Source organism: Nocardia sp. NPDC127606 (genome assembly GCF_042671725.1).
Taxonomy (GTDB): Bacteria; Actinomycetota; Actinomycetes; order Mycobacteriales; family Mycobacteriaceae; genus Nocardia.
This window is the reverse complement of the sequence record NZ_JBHXWQ010000003.1, coordinates 69,544-83,033: the sequence shown is the minus strand read 5'-3', so window position 1 is coordinate 83,033 and position 13,490 is coordinate 69,544. Positions and strand designations below refer to the sequence as shown.

The following is a 13,490-nucleotide window of genomic DNA, read 5'->3' as shown; positions in this document are numbered from 1 at the left end:
AACCTACGGCATCTACCCCGCGTCGGGCACGGATAGCCGCGCGGCCACGTCGGCGGCGACCACCTCGGCGAGCACCTCGTCCAGCTTCGACGCGGTGGTACCGAAGGTGGTACGCATCGCCGAATCGTCGACGACGAACTCGCGATGGGACATGTGTTTCGTCTCGAACAGTTCGTTCCAGAACGGGTCCTGCTGGGCGAATTCGGTGATCTCCGCGTCGGTGAGCACCGCGAGTTCGGGTATCGCGACGTCGGCCAGCTCCGCGAGCCGGTTGGCGATCTCGCGCACGGTCGCGGTGATCACCGGGGCGTGCCAGGCCCTCCCCCACGACCGGTCGTCGCGCGCGACCGCCACCAGCGCCGCCGCGGCATCACCGATCGCGGTGTAGGAGTGGGTGAGGTCGAGTTCCTGCGGGACCTTGACCGGGGTGTTCGCCAGGACCGCGGACTGGACGAACAAGCTGAAGACCGAGACAGCGCCCGCGCCGAGGAATTGGCCCGCGCGCACTTCGGCGACGCGCAGCCGGCCTGCCTCGTGCGCGGCGAGCGCGTCGGCCCACATCCTGGCCCTGACCACACCCTTGCTGCCCGTCGCGGCGAGCGGGGTGCGTTCGGAGACGACACCGTCGACCGAGCCGTAGCCGTACAGGTTCCCCAGCATGACCAGGTCGGCGCCGGCGGTTTCGGCCGCCGACAGGATCGAGCCGAACAGCGGCGGAACCGTTTCCGGCCAGGTGTGATACGCGGGCATCGCCAGGTTGAAGACGGTGCTCGCGCCGGTCGCGATCTCGGTCAGAGCGGCGGTGTCGAGCGCGTCGAGCGCGATCAGTTCCACGCCGGGATGGGTGGGGCCGAGCCCGCTCCGGCTCACCATCCGTACGCGATCCCCGGCTTCGACCAGCGACAACGCGGTGGCGGTAGCGGTGCCGCCACGGCCGATCACAACATGAGTGGACATATGAATTCCCTTTCACAACAACATCTTTCGATGCGGGCGACGGGGTTTCGCCCGCACCTTCCACGATGCCGTTCGCGAGACGGTTAAACTAGTGGCCGCAATGCCAGCTATCCCAAGGATCAGGCCATGAAGACCATTGCCGTGGTTGCTGTCCCACCGGTGAAGTCTTTCGATCTGTCGATGCCGGAAACGCTGATGGGCTCGATCACGGTCGACGGCGAGCCCGCCTATCGCGTGGTGGTCTGCACAGCCGTGCCGGGGACACTGCCCTCGATGACGCCCGGCGGGTTCGACGTCGTGATCCGGCACGGGCTCGAGGTACTCGACACCGCCGACGCGGTGATCGTGCCGAGCACCGGCAGCCGCGCCGACGCGGATCCGGTGACGCTGAAGGCGCTGCGCGCGGCCGTCGACCGCGGCATCCTGGTCACCTCGATCTGTAGCGGCGCGTTCGTGCTCGCCCAGGCCGGACTGCTCGACGGGCGCACCGCGACCACGCACTGGGGACTGGCCGAGGAGCTGGCCCGCGACCATCCGCTCGTCCAGGTGCGCAGCGACGCACTGTTCATCGAGGACGGGCCGGTGACCACCGCGGCAGGCGCGGCAGCCGGAATCGACCTGTGCCTGCACCTGATTCGCGCCGACTACGGCGCCACCGTGGCGAACGCCGCCGCGCGGGCCGCGGTGGTGACGCCCGTGCGGCCCGGCGGACAGGCCCAGTTCGTCGACACGCCATTACCCGCCGACGACGACCTGTCCCTCTCCGCCACCCGAACCTGGGCGCTGGAACGCCTCGACACACCCCTGTCCCTGCGCGAACTGGCCGAGCACGCACGAACCAGCGTGCGCACCCTGAGCCGCCGATTCCACGAGGAGACCGGCCTCAGCCCGCAGAAATGGTTGCTGAGTCAGCGCATCCACCGCGCCAGGGAACTGCTGGAATCGACTACCTTGCCGATCGAGCAGGTCGCGCGGCACAGCGGCATCGGGTCGGCGGAGTCGTTGCGCCAGCACATGGTTCGCCAGCTCGGTGTCTCCCCGAGTACCTACCGCGCGAATTTCAGTACGGCGCGATAGGCGGATAGCCGGGGAAGGGCTGGTATCCCTGCGGCGCCCGAGCCGCGAAGAAGGGCGCGGACGTCCGGTTCCACAGCAGGATCACCGCGGCGAGTCCGATGGCCAGGGTGACTGTGCTGAACACCAGCGCGATCCCGGCCGTCGAGGTGACGAACGCCATCACCGTGCCGGCGACGTAGAACAGCGTGTTGATCCCGAAGAAGACCGTCCCCGTGATCCGGCCCCAGTTCTTGCCCGCCCGGCAAACGAACGCCATCCACACCCACAGCCCCACCGTCACCAGCGAACTCAGGAGGGCCCCGCCGACGCTCGCGTACACCAGCAGGTCGAGGTCGTCCCCCCGCAACACCCCACCCGACGCATCGAGCGCCTCACTGCGCGTCTCGTCGAGCATGGTGAGCGAGTAGGCCATGCCGAGCAGCGTGACCACCGCGCCCGCCAGCATCACGTAGAACGCGATCTGCACACTGTGCGGAACACCTCGAGGCCCGGCGTCGACCGGCGCACTCCCCGGCACGGGATACGGAGCGCCCGGCCCATAGGGCAGCGGCGCGTAGGGCGGCGGCGATCCCACCGCACCCGGCACCGGTCCGTACGGCGGTTGCGGGACGGCCCGGCTCGGCGGTTGTGGATAGGCGCCGGGAACCGGTGGATTCGCGGTCCCCCGCGCCGCCGACTCGTCCGGATACGCCGTCAGCCCGTCATCCTGCGATGGATAGCCCTGACCTGCGGACGAATCTGACATCGAGCGGTGCCCCCTTGGTGTGAAGTCGGCCCAACTCTAGCCGCAGCCACCCACACCGGCTGCCTGTGCGATCGGCGTCAGCGAACGCCGACCAGCTCCCGGGCCGCACTCCGATACCGATCGACGATCAACCGGACAACCCCCGGATGCACACCGATCGGCTCGGCCACCCCATCGGCGCCGGCATCGTGCAGCCGCTGATGAAAGAGCCCGTGCGCCAGCAGGTACGAAGCGATGAACACCCGTTCCGCACCCGACTCACGCAGCGAGGCAACGACTTCGGGCACGCGAGGCGTCCCGGTCGCCACATACGCGATCTTCACCGGCGCGCCCAGCTGCTCGGCCAGCATCCCCGCGGCCCGCCGAACATCCTGGCGCGCACGCGAATCCGAAGACCCCGCGGCCGCGAAGACAACCGCGTCACCGGGCTTCCACCCGGCCGCCCGCAACCGCACCGCCATGATCCTGGTCAATGCCGGATCCGGTCCCATCGCCTCGGTCACAGCCACCGCGCAATGCCCACTCTCGGCGACCTCACGCGGAACATCTTGGTACACGTGATAACCGGAAGCGAGGAACGCCGGAACAACGACAGCGGGCCCATCGAGATCCCGCAGGACCTCCGACGGCGAAGGACCGAGCACGTCGACGAAAGCGGTCCGCAGCGCGGTATTCGGCGCCGACGACACCGCTACCCCGAGTTCGGCGGCCACCGCGTCGGCCAGCGCGGCGATCATCTCCACCCCGCGCGCACTGCGAGTCCCGTGCGCGACCAGCACCAGAGCCGGATCACCCGGCTGTCCGGCGCTCACCACACCCCGATCGCTTGGGCGGGCCGGGGCGAGCGGGCGGGTGTTCCGATTCCCGCGGCGTGCGGCGCCTGAACAGCCGCCCGCACGGGCGTATCGGAGCAGTCGGCCGCGTCCAGCGCCAGCCGGTACCCGCGCTTGACCACGGTCTGAATCGCCTTGGGAGTGCCGAGGCCGGCCCGCAGTCGCGCGATCGCGGTCTCCACCGCATGGGTGTCGTCACCGCCACCCGGCAACGCGGCCAGCAGGTCTTCCCGCGAGACGACCCGACCGGGCTGACGAGCCAGCGATCGCATCAACGCCATCGGCGCGGGCGCCAGCTGACGCACCTCACCGTCGACGACAACACATCCACCGCGCACGCTGATCAGGTGACCGGCCGCGTAGATGCGGCTGGCGCGACGCGGAAGTTCTTCTGCCACATGGCGAGCCAGCGCACCCAACCGGGCACGGCCCGGCATCGTCGTCGACACGCCGAGTTCTTCCAGCGGGGCCGCGGTGATCGGCCCGACACAGGCGGCGAGCACCCGGCCCCGGAACGCGTGCAGCACCGACTCCAGGAGCCCGGTTTCCTTGGCGCGCATCAACAGTGACGCCACGGCGGGCGCACTGGTGAAGGTGACGCAGTCCAGGCTGCCGGAGATGATCGATTCGATCATGTTGTCCATCGGCCCACGATCGGCCGGCGGCTCCCAGCGGTACACCGGAACCGGGACCACATCGGCGCCCGCGCAGCGCAGCACCTCGCAGAAGTCGGGAACCGGCTCCCACTCGGTGGTCGCGCCGTGCAGCTGCACCGCGATACGGACGCCTTCGACGCCCTCGGCGAGCAGATGGTCGAGCACCTCGGCCGAGGACTCCGAGGCAGGCGACCATTCCTCACGCAGTTCGGCGGCGCGGATCGCGCCCTTGGCCTTGGGTCCGCGGGCCAGCATCCGGGTCGAGGCGAGGGTGTCGCGCAGGACCTCGGCCAGGCCCCAGCCCTCCGCCGCTTCCATCCAGCCGCGGAAGCCGATGCCGGTGGTAGCGACGGTGATCTGCGGCGGATCGGCGATCAGCAGTTCGGTGACCCGTTCGAGCTCGGTGTCATCGGCCAGCGGGATGATGCGGATCGCGGGGGCGGACACGACGGTCGCGCCCTTGCGGGTGAGCAGGGTGCTGAATTCCTCGGCGCGGCGAGCCGCGGTGACGCCGATGGTGAAGCCGGCAAGGCAAGGGCCACTGTCGGTGGGAGGGGTCATGGGGTCTGCACCGGCTCGTTGGAGACCGCGACAATGCCGCCATCGAGTTGGACGGCGTACACCGGCAGGGACTGCGACTCGTCATCGAGACAACGGCCGTCGATCAGCGAGAAGGCCTGCTTGAGCAGCGGCGACGCGACGACGGGAACACCGCCGCGATCACCGATGATGCCGCGTGACATCACCGCGGCCCGGCCGAACGGATCGATGTTGCCGACGGCGGCGAGCGTGCCGTCCGTGAGTAGGAACAGAGCCGCCTGACGGCCGCCCTCGAGCAGGACAGCCACGCCGCGCCCCGGGATCAGGAAATCGAGCCGGCAAGCCTGGGTCCAGGTCACGGTCTCAGTGGTGATGGTGGGTGTGTCGATAACGGTCATCGGTTCCTCCTCCGAACGCCTTACCTATTGGTACAGGCGGCCTGTTTCCGCAGCGTTAAGGGCTTATTTCCCGGCCGGTGCTGTGTCCGAAGCAACACCGACGGGCATGCCGGGAAGACCGAGGAGCACTGGTACCTTGCGTTCTCCGCTGTCGTCGAACGAAATCGTCGGGTCGGCTTCGTCAGGGGCATTGACGAAGGAGACGAAGCGCGAGAGCTTGTTCTCGTCCTCGAGCACGGCCGCCCACTCGTCCTTGTAGCCCTCGACGTGCTTGGCCATGGCGGCCTCGAGGTCACCGGCGATGCCGAGGCTGTCGTCACAGACGACGGCCTTGAGGTAGTCGAAGCCACCCTCGAGGGCCTCCTGCCACGGCGCGGTGCGCTGCAGCCGGTCGGCGGTGCGGATGTAGAACATCAGGTAGCGGTCGATGTAGCTGATCAGCGTCTCGTCGTCGAGGTCACCGGCCAGCAGCACCGCGTGCTTGGGGGTCAGGCCGCCGTTGCCGCCGACGTAGAGGTTCCAGCCGTGCTCGGTGGCGATCACGCCGACGTCCTTGCCACGGGCCTCGGCGCACTCACGCGCGCAACCCGACACGGCCAGCTTGATCTTGTGCGGCGAGCGAAGGCCGCGGTAGCGCTTCTCCAGCAGCACGGCCATGCCGACCGAGTCCTGCTGGCCGTAGCGGCACCAGGTGGAACCGACGCAGCTCTTCACGGTGCGCAGCGACTTGCCGTAGGCGTGGCCGGACTCCATGCCGACGTCGACCAGGCGCTTCCAGATCAGCGGCAGCTGCTCCACGCGGGCGCCGAACAGGTCGATGCGCTGACCACCGGTGACCTTGACGTAGAGGCCGAACTCCTTGGCGACCTCGCCGATCACGATCAGCTGGTCGGCGGTGACCTCACCACCGGGCATCCGCGGGACGACCGAGTAGGTGCCGTTCTTCTGCAGGTTGGCCAGGAAGTGGTCGTTGGTGTCCTGCAGCGCGGCCTGCTCGCCCTCGAGGATGTGCTCGCTCGAGGTCGACGCGAGGATCGAGGCCACGGTCGGCTTGCAGATGTCGCAGCCCGAGCCCTTGCCGTGCTTGGCGATCAGTTCGGAGAAGGTGCGGATGCCGGTGACGGCGACCACGTCGTAGAGCTCGGCACGCGACTGGGTGAAGTGCTCACACAGCGACTTCGACAGCGCGACGCCGGACTGCTCGAGCAGCTTCTTGATCATCGGCACACAGCCACCGCAGGAGGTGCCCGCGTTGGTGCAGCTCTTGACGGCCGGGATGTCGCAGGCGCCCTCGGCGATCGCGCCGCAGATGGCGCCCTTGCTGACGTTGTTGCACGAGCAGATCTGGGCGTCGTCGGGCAGCGCGTCGGCACCGAGTTCGGCGCCGGCCGGGGAGATCAGCGCGGCGGCGTCGGCGGGCAGCGGGCGTCCGACCAGCGGGCGAAGGGCCGCGTACTGGCTGGCGTCGCCGACCAGGATGCCGCCGAGCAGGGTCTGGGCGTCGTCGGAGACGACCAGCTTGGCGTAGGTGCCCTTGGCCGCGTCGTGCAGCACGACCTCGAGGGCGCCCTCGGTGGTGCCGTGCGCGTCACCGAAGGACGCCACGTCGACGCCCATCAGCTTCAGCTTGGTGGACATGTCGGCGCCGGGGAACTCGCCCGCCCCGCCCAGCAGGCGGTCGGCGACGATCTCGGCGGTGGTGTAACCGGGGGCGACCAGGCCGTAGCAGACGCCCTCGATCGCGGCGCACTCACCGATCGCGTAGACGCTCGGGTCGGAGGTCTGCAGGGTGAGGTCGGTGAGGATGCCGCCGCGGGCGCCGATCTCGAGGCCAGAGGCCTTGGCCAGCGCGTCCTGCGGGCGGACACCGGCCGAGAACACCACCAGCGAGGCCTTGATCTCGGCCTCGTCGGACAGGTGCACGGTGACGTTGTCGGCGCCTTCCTCCTCGATCGAGACGATCTTGGCGGTGCCCACACCGGTGTGCACATTGAGGCCGATATCGGTGACGAGCTTCTCCAGGATCGCGCCGCCACCGGCGTCGACCTGGGCGGGCATCAGACGACCGTTGTACTCGATGACGTGCGGGGTCATCCCGAGCAGGCGCAGCGCGTTGGCCGCTTCCAGACCGAGCAGACCGCCGCCGACGACCACACCGTGCGCGCCGGGACCGGCCGCTTCGGCGGCGGCGCGGATGCCGTCGAGATCGTCGATGGTGCGGTAGACGAAGCACTCGGGCAGGTCGTGGCCGGGAACCGGCGGCACGAACGGGTAGGAACCGGTCGCCATGACCAGCGCGTCGTAGGCGATGACATCACCGCTGGTGCTGGTGACGGTCTTGGCTTCGAGGTCGATGGCCTCGCCGCGCTGGCCCAGTCGCAGGTCGACCAGGTCGTCGCCGTCGTACATGTTGCCGGGCAGGGCCAGGTCGTCGGCGTTCCAGTTGCCGACGTAGTAGGACAGGCCGACGCGGTCGTACGCGGGCAGCTTCTCCTCCGACAGGATGATGACCTGCCACTGGCCTGCCTCGTCGCGCGAACGAAGGGCTTCGACGAAACGGTGTCCGACCATGCCGTGGCCGACCACGACCGCTGTCTTACGAGTGCTGTTCATGAGAGTGACCTCCTTGGTAGTGGTCGGTTGTCAGCGAGCCGACGAGTTGGCCGACGAAGCGTTGGATTCGGCCTCGAGGACCAGGGACTCGGCCTCGACCACGACAGCGGCGTCGGAGGAAAGGCGCGGACGGCGCAGGAACACTGTCCAGGTAACGGCGGCGCAGACCACGTAGAAGGCGAGGAACACCCAGAACGCGGTGGTGGCCGAGGCGGTGCTGGCGTAGGAGCTGCGCAACACCATGTTGATGCCGACCCCGCCGAGGGCGCCGATGGCGCCGACGAAGCCGATCAGGGCGCCGGAGGTGTTCTGCGACCAGGCGGCCTGCTCGACCCGCGAGACCGGCAGGCTCTTGGACTTGGCCTCGAACACCGACGGGATGATCTTGGTGACGGCGCCGTTGCCGAAACCGGACAGGACGAACAGGGCGATGAAGCCCGCGACCAGCATGGTCATCGTGGCGCCGGTGGCAACGCCTTTGTTGCCGTCAGCCATCGTCGAGGCGGTGACCACGAGCAGCGCGGCGAGCATCATGGCGCCGAAGGTGGCGATGGTGACCTTGCTGCCACCGATCCGGTCGGCCATCTTGCCGCCGTAGGGGCGGGCCAGCGAACCGAGCAGCGGGCCGATGAAGGCGATCGAGGCGGCGTGGATGGCGGCCTGGGCGGCGGTGTCGCCACCGGCCTTGAAGCTGATCTGCAGGATCTGGGCGAAGGCGAAGCTGTAACCGATGAACGAACCGAAGGTGCCGATGTAGAGGAAGGCGATCGCCCAGGACTGCGGCACCCGCAGGGCCTTGACCATGTAGGACAGGTCCGCCTTCTGGTTGGTCAGGTTGTCCATGTAGAAGGCGGCGCCGACGGCGGTGATACCGACCAGGACCAGGTAGACCGCGCAGATCACCGAGGCGTAGTCGCCGCCGAGGGTGACCAGCACCAGCAGACCGAGCAGCTGGATCACCGGGACACCGATGTTGCCGCCGCCGGCGTTCATGCCCAGCGCCCAGCCCTTGAGGCGCTGCGGGTAGAAGGCGTTGATGTTGGTCATCGACGACGCGAAGTTGCCGCCACCGAAGCCGGCGAACGCGGCCACGACCAGGAACGTGGTGTAGGAAGTGCCGGGCTGGTTGACGAAGTACAGCGTCAGCAGCAGCGGGATGAGCAGCAGGAACGCGGAGAAGATCGTCCAGTTGCGGCCGCCGAAGCGGGCGGTGGCGACGGTGTAGGGGATGCGAAGGAACGCGCCGACCAGGGTGGGCATGGCGACCAGGAAGAACTTGCCCGCCGCGTCGATGCCGTACTTGTCGGTGGGCATGAACAGCACCATCACCGACCAGATCGACCACACCGAGAATCCGATGTGCTCGGCGATCACCGACCAGATCAGATTGCGCTTGGCGACGTCCTTGCCACCGGCTTCCCAGGCCGCGACGTCCTCGGCATCCCAGTTGTCGATGTCGTGGTTCCGCTTCAGCGTGCTCAAGATTGGGCCTCCCAAAAGTGCGATGGCCCAACGGTAGGAAATGGGTATTGCCGAAATGCTGCGGGAAATGTCGCTTGAATCAACGGTTTCTCACCTTCCCTCGATCAGGGAGGTGAGATCAGCCCTTTTGTTTCCGGCATGTGTCGCAACGATTTCCGCGCGTAAGGAAGCAGCAAGAAATCATCGGAAACGCCCGTGAGGGTGTGACCTACACAGCATTACTCCGAACGCACCGGTTCGCAACCCGAGCGGTGAGATCAATTCCAGCTGTCTTCGAGCATGCGCGGTTTGCAGGCCTGCCAGGCTCCCGCGAGGAGCACGCCGAGGGCGACGAACAGCATGGCGAACGGGACGAGCCAGCCGCCGGTCCAGGTATGCAGCATGCCGAACAGCAGCGGGCCGACGCAGGCGATCGCGTAACCGACGCCCTGGGTGAAACCGGACAGGGCCGCCGAGCCCTGGGGGGTGCGGGTGCGCAGGTTGATCAGCGTCAGCGCCATCGGGAAGGTGGACGGGCCCAGACCCAGCAGCACAACCCACAGCAGGGGTGCCTGCATCGGCGCCACCAGCAGGCCGATGAAAGCGGTCGCGAACAGCACCATGCAGCCGACCACGACGGGGAACGGGTTGCGCATCCGTGAGACCACGGTGGGCGCGCCCAGCGCCGGGATCAGCCCGATCAGCGCGAACAAGCCGACCATGCTGCCGCCGAAGCCGGCGCTCGCGCCCGCGTCGGACAGGATCTTGGGCAGCCAGGCGAACATCGCGTAGGTGGTCAGCGAGGTCATGCCGAACATGCCCGCCATTCCCCACGCCACCGGCGAACGCCAGACTTTGCCGGTCTCGGGTGCCTCGGCGGGCAGCGCGGTGATGTCGACCGTGTCGCGACCGCGCCGATCGCGCAGCACGACGAACCACGGGATCGCGGCGGCGAAACCGACCAGCGCCCACACCCCCATCGAGATCCGCCAGCCGTGCGCCTGCGCCACCGGCACCGCGATGAACGCCGGAATGACCGTACTGAGCTGCACCATCACGATGTAGAGGGAGCTGATAGCGGCCAGGTGATCGCCGAAATACCGCTTCACCAGCGGCGGAATCACCACGTTGCCGATACCCATACCGAGCAGCGCCACCCCGGAAAACGCCAGCAGTGCACCGGTCCCGGTGGAGAACACCCGCACCAGCGACCCGGCGCCGGCCAGCAGCATCGCCACGAACACGGTTCGCTCGAGCCCGAACCGGCGCACGAACAGCGGCGCGATGAGCCCGGCGAGACCGAACATCGCGGTCGGCAACATGCCGAACACCCCGACGATCCCCGTCCCGTACCCGACCTCGGCGCCGATCGTCTCGGCCAGCGGACTGAACGCGGTGACGGCGGCGCGCAAGGTCAGTGCCGACATGACGATGGCCGCCAGAACGAGCAGCCGGCCTTCGATCAGCGACCGCTCGGTGATCTCGGGCGACGGGTCGACGCGACCACGCCGGTCGTCCTCGAGGGTCGACACGGCACCAGAAGCTGGCTGGAAATCACGGAGCGGCGGCACCTGAAAATCATAGGATGACCCGATGACTACTGCCAAGAGGCTGTGAGCAATCTCCCCGAACGCGAGGACATGGGTAACTCACCGGGAACGGGCTGACGCACAGCCGACATCCCGCAGGCCGCCGGCCCTGGTCGACCCCGCGCACAAGTCCGGCCTGAAATCCCGGAGAGGCGGAACAGCCCAGTACCCTTGCTGACGTGCAACCCGTCCGGCGTACCAGCCTCATCGCCCAGGTCACCGAGCAGCTTCGGGCCGAGATCCGTTCCGGCCGTTGGCCAGTGGGTCAGCGGATCCCCACCGAACCGGAGCTCACCGAGCTCACCGGGACCGGCCGCAATACCGTGCGCGAAGCCGTCCAGGCGCTCGTGCACGCGGGCATGCTCGAACGCCGTCAGGGCTCGGGCACCTATGTGATCGCCACCTCCGAGGTCGGCGGCACCCTGGGCAAGTACTTCGCCGACGCGCACGAACGCGACATCCTCGAACTGCGCCAAGCCCTCGACACCACGGCGGCGGGCCTGGCCGCGCGCCGCCGCGACGACGCCGATATCGCCACGCTCCAGCGCTTGCTCGCCGAACGCAGCAACCGGAATTGGGCCGAAGCCGACCCGGTGGCCATCGCCGCCGACGTCGAATTGCACCGCGCGATCGTCGTCGCCAGCCACAACGCGGTATATCTGGAGTTCTACGATTCGCTGCTGCCGATCATCGAGCAGGTGATCCACGCGCGGACCGCGAAATCCGACGACGCGTACGACACCGAGCATGCCGAGCTGGTCCAGGCCGTCATCGACGGTGACGCCGAGCGGGCCGTGCAGGCGGCCAACTGCTTCCTCGGCTCGCTCATCGCCGAATATCCGGACCGCTGAGCAGCGAAGAGAGACGCTTCCTAAATCCAGGTAACCGGGCTGTCACCACCAGCGAATTCGCGCGGTGAGCCCGAGTTGCCTCGAACGTCACCTGAGGCCATTGTCACGCAACAACCGGCTCCTACCTTTATCTCGACACCGCAGGGAGCATCGTCGAACACAGGCGAGCCGCTCCTATCGAGCCCGATCGAGAGGAAGCCGATGACCGCGATAGCCGCCACCGGCCATGAGACGGAAGCCCCGTCCTTCGAATACCAGAAGAAGGGCCGCTGGATCTCCCATTGGGACCCCGACAACAAGGGGTTCTGGGAATCCGGCGGCGCGAAGACTGCCAAGAAGAATCTGTACTTCTCCGTATTCGCCGAAAATCTCGGCTTCAGCATGTGGGTCATCTGGGGCTCCATCGTCACCGCGATGGGCCCGGCCGGCTTCGAATTCCTGCAGGGTCTGGGCAAGGGCAACGCGGTCGCCGTGAGCAACGCGCTGCTGCTCACCTCGATCCCGACCTTGGTCGGTGCGGCCCTGCGCATTCCGTACACCTTCGCGGTACCGCGATTCGGTGGGCGCGCGTTCACCGCGTTCAGCGCCGCGATGCTGTTCCTACCCGCGCTCGGCATCCTGTACTTCGTCAACCAGCCGAGCACGCCCATGTGGGTGTTCCTGGTGCTGGCCTCCCTCGCCGGTGTCGGTGGCGGCAACTTCTCCTCGTCGATGTCGAACATCTCGTTCTTCTTCCCGGAGGGCAAGAAGGGCGCCGCGCTCGGCCTCAACGCCGCGGGCGGCAACCTCGGTGTCGCGCAGACCCAGCTGATCGTGCCGCTGCTGATCACCTTCGGCACCCACATCATGGCCAAGGACGCGGGCGGCTACCGCTTCGGTATCACCCTCGCCGTGCTGTTCTGGCTGCCGTTCATCGCGGTCGCGACCGTCGGCGCGCTGTACTTCATGGACTCGCTGGCCGAGGCCAAATCCGACGGCAAGTCCTACAAGCTGGCGCTGACCAACCGGCACACGTGGATCATGTCGTTCCTCTACATCGGCACGTTCGGCTCGTTCATCGGCTTCTCGTTCGCCTTCCCGACGCTGATCAAGGCCACCTTCCCCGACCTCGCCAAGATCGGCTGGATCACCACCCTGGGCAACCTGGCCTTCCTCGGCGCCCTGGTCGGTTCGTTCAGCCGCCCGTTCGGTGGCTGGGTCTCCGACAAGATCGGCGGCGGCGCCAAGATCACGGTGTTCGTCTTCGGCGGGATGTCGATCGCGGTGGCCTGCATCGTGGCCGCCGTCGATCTGAAGAGCTTCCCGCTCTACCTGACCGCGTTCCTGGCCCTGTTCATCCTGGCCGGTATCGGCAACGGCTCCACCTACCGGATGATCCCGTCGATCTTCAACGCCACTGCCAAGAAGTACGCCTCCGAGCACGGCATGGACCTGACCGAGGCGGCCACCTCCGCCAAGCGTCAAGCCGGCGCCGCGATCGGCGTCATCGGCGCGGTCGGCGCCGCGGGCGGCTTCGTCGTCCAGCAGGCCCTTCGCCTGTCCAACGTCCACCTGAAGACCATGGCCCCCGCCTTCTGGGCCTACGCCGCCGTCTTCCTCGTCATGGCCGCCGTCACCTGGTGGTGCTACCTGCGCACCTCCTTCGCCACCGACAAGGCCCCCTCCCTGGCCTACGCCAGCGTCTGATCCCTCCCCCAACCCCGAAAGCCACGTTCGGTCCCCCTCCCGAACGTGGCTTTCGGCTGTCACGGGTCGGATTCCAGCCGGATC

General features: G+C 67.9%; 11 protein-coding genes. 3 read left to right on the top strand and 8 right to left on the bottom strand.

What is annotated here, in order from left to right:
* Window positions 1-12 precede the first annotated feature (12 nt).
* Window positions 13-957 carry an NAD-dependent epimerase gene (locus tag ACFVJ5_RS16060; protein WP_379220809.1) on the bottom strand — a complete coding sequence of 315 codons (945 nt, stop codon included), beginning with the start codon at window positions 955-957 and terminating at the stop codon, window positions 13-15.
* A gap of 126 nt (window positions 958-1,083) precedes the next feature.
* Between ACFVJ5_RS16060 and ACFVJ5_RS16055 the strand changes: the two genes are divergently transcribed.
* Window positions 1,084-2,034, top strand: a complete 951-nt coding sequence (locus tag ACFVJ5_RS16055; RefSeq protein ID WP_379220807.1) for a GlxA family transcriptional regulator — start codon at window positions 1,084-1,086, stop codon at window positions 2,032-2,034.
* On the opposite strand, the gene ACFVJ5_RS16050 is transcribed toward ACFVJ5_RS16055, so the two are convergent.
* From ACFVJ5_RS16050 to ACFVJ5_RS16020, 7 genes are all read right to left on the bottom strand, one after another.
* The gene (locus ACFVJ5_RS16050; protein WP_379220805.1) at window positions 2,018-2,779 is read right to left on the bottom strand and encodes a hypothetical protein; all 762 of its coding nucleotides are present in this window, start codon (window positions 2,777-2,779) and stop codon (window positions 2,018-2,020) included. The genes ACFVJ5_RS16055 and ACFVJ5_RS16050 overlap by 17 nt on opposite strands.
* Window positions 2,780-2,856: 77 nt before the next feature.
* Entirely contained in the window at window positions 2,857-3,594 is a 738-nt protein-coding gene (locus ACFVJ5_RS16045) for a sirohydrochlorin chelatase (RefSeq protein WP_379220804.1), read from the bottom strand.
* Window positions 3,588-4,829: a uroporphyrinogen-III synthase gene (locus ACFVJ5_RS16040; RefSeq protein WP_379220802.1), complete on the bottom strand. Its 1,242-nt coding sequence runs from the start codon at window positions 4,827-4,829 to the stop codon at window positions 3,588-3,590. Before ACFVJ5_RS16040 ends, ACFVJ5_RS16045 begins: the two co-directional genes overlap by 7 nt.
* Entirely contained in the window at window positions 4,826-5,206 is a 381-nt protein-coding gene (gene nirD / locus ACFVJ5_RS16035) for a nitrite reductase small subunit NirD (protein ID WP_379220800.1), read from the bottom strand. The genes ACFVJ5_RS16040 and nirD overlap by 4 nt, the downstream gene beginning before the upstream one ends.
* 63 nt (window positions 5,207-5,269) lie before the next feature.
* A complete protein-coding gene (nirB, locus tag ACFVJ5_RS16030) occupies window positions 5,270-7,819 on the bottom strand; it encodes a nitrite reductase large subunit NirB (RefSeq protein ID WP_379220798.1) in 2,550 nt (849 codons plus the stop codon).
* A gap of 30 nt (window positions 7,820-7,849) precedes the next feature.
* Window positions 7,850-9,304, bottom strand: a complete 1,455-nt coding sequence (locus ACFVJ5_RS16025) for a nitrate/nitrite transporter (protein WP_379221869.1) — start codon at window positions 9,302-9,304, stop codon at window positions 7,850-7,852.
* Between the two features lie 254 nt (window positions 9,305-9,558).
* Entirely contained in the window at window positions 9,559-10,707 is a 1,149-nt protein-coding gene (locus tag ACFVJ5_RS16020) for an MFS transporter (RefSeq protein WP_379221867.1), read from the bottom strand.
* A gap of 341 nt (window positions 10,708-11,048) precedes the next feature.
* Between ACFVJ5_RS16020 and ACFVJ5_RS16015 the strand changes: the two genes are divergently transcribed.
* Window positions 11,049-11,720: a FadR/GntR family transcriptional regulator gene (locus ACFVJ5_RS16015; protein WP_101466098.1), complete on the top strand. Its 672-nt coding sequence runs from the start codon at window positions 11,049-11,051 to the stop codon at window positions 11,718-11,720.
* Between the two features lie 201 nt (window positions 11,721-11,921).
* Window positions 11,922-13,406 carry an MFS transporter gene (locus tag ACFVJ5_RS16010; RefSeq protein ID WP_379220796.1) on the top strand — a complete coding sequence of 495 codons (1,485 nt, stop codon included), beginning with the start codon at window positions 11,922-11,924 and terminating at the stop codon, window positions 13,404-13,406.
* Window positions 13,407-13,490: the final 84 nt, after the last annotated feature.

Excerpts from the sequence above, each read along its gene's own strand:
- ACFVJ5_RS16050 (WP_379220805.1), bottom strand. The coding sequence starts at position 2,779 with ATGTCAGATTCGTCCGCAGGTCAGGGCTATCCATCGCAGGATGACGGG.
- ACFVJ5_RS16055 (WP_379220807.1), top strand. The coding sequence starts at position 1,084 with ATGAAGACCATTGCCGTGGTTGCTGTCCCACCGGTGAAGTCTTTCGAT.
- nirD (WP_379220800.1), bottom strand. The coding sequence starts at position 5,206 with ATGACCGTTATCGACACACCCACCATCACCACTGAGACCGTGACCTGG.
- nirB (WP_379220798.1), bottom strand. The coding sequence starts at position 7,819 with ATGAACAGCACTCGTAAGACAGCGGTCGTGGTCGGCCACGGCATGGTC.
- ACFVJ5_RS16060 (WP_379220809.1), bottom strand. The coding sequence starts at position 957 with ATGTCCACTCATGTTGTGATCGGCCGTGGCGGCACCGCTACCGCCACC.
- ACFVJ5_RS16020 (WP_379221867.1), bottom strand. The coding sequence starts at position 10,707 with ATGTCGGCACTGACCTTGCGCGCCGCCGTCACCGCGTTCAGTCCGCTG.
- ACFVJ5_RS16040 (WP_379220802.1), bottom strand. The coding sequence starts at position 4,829 with ATGACCCCTCCCACCGACAGTGGCCCTTGCCTTGCCGGCTTCACCATC.
- ACFVJ5_RS16010 (WP_379220796.1), top strand. The coding sequence starts at position 11,922 with ATGACCGCGATAGCCGCCACCGGCCATGAGACGGAAGCCCCGTCCTTC.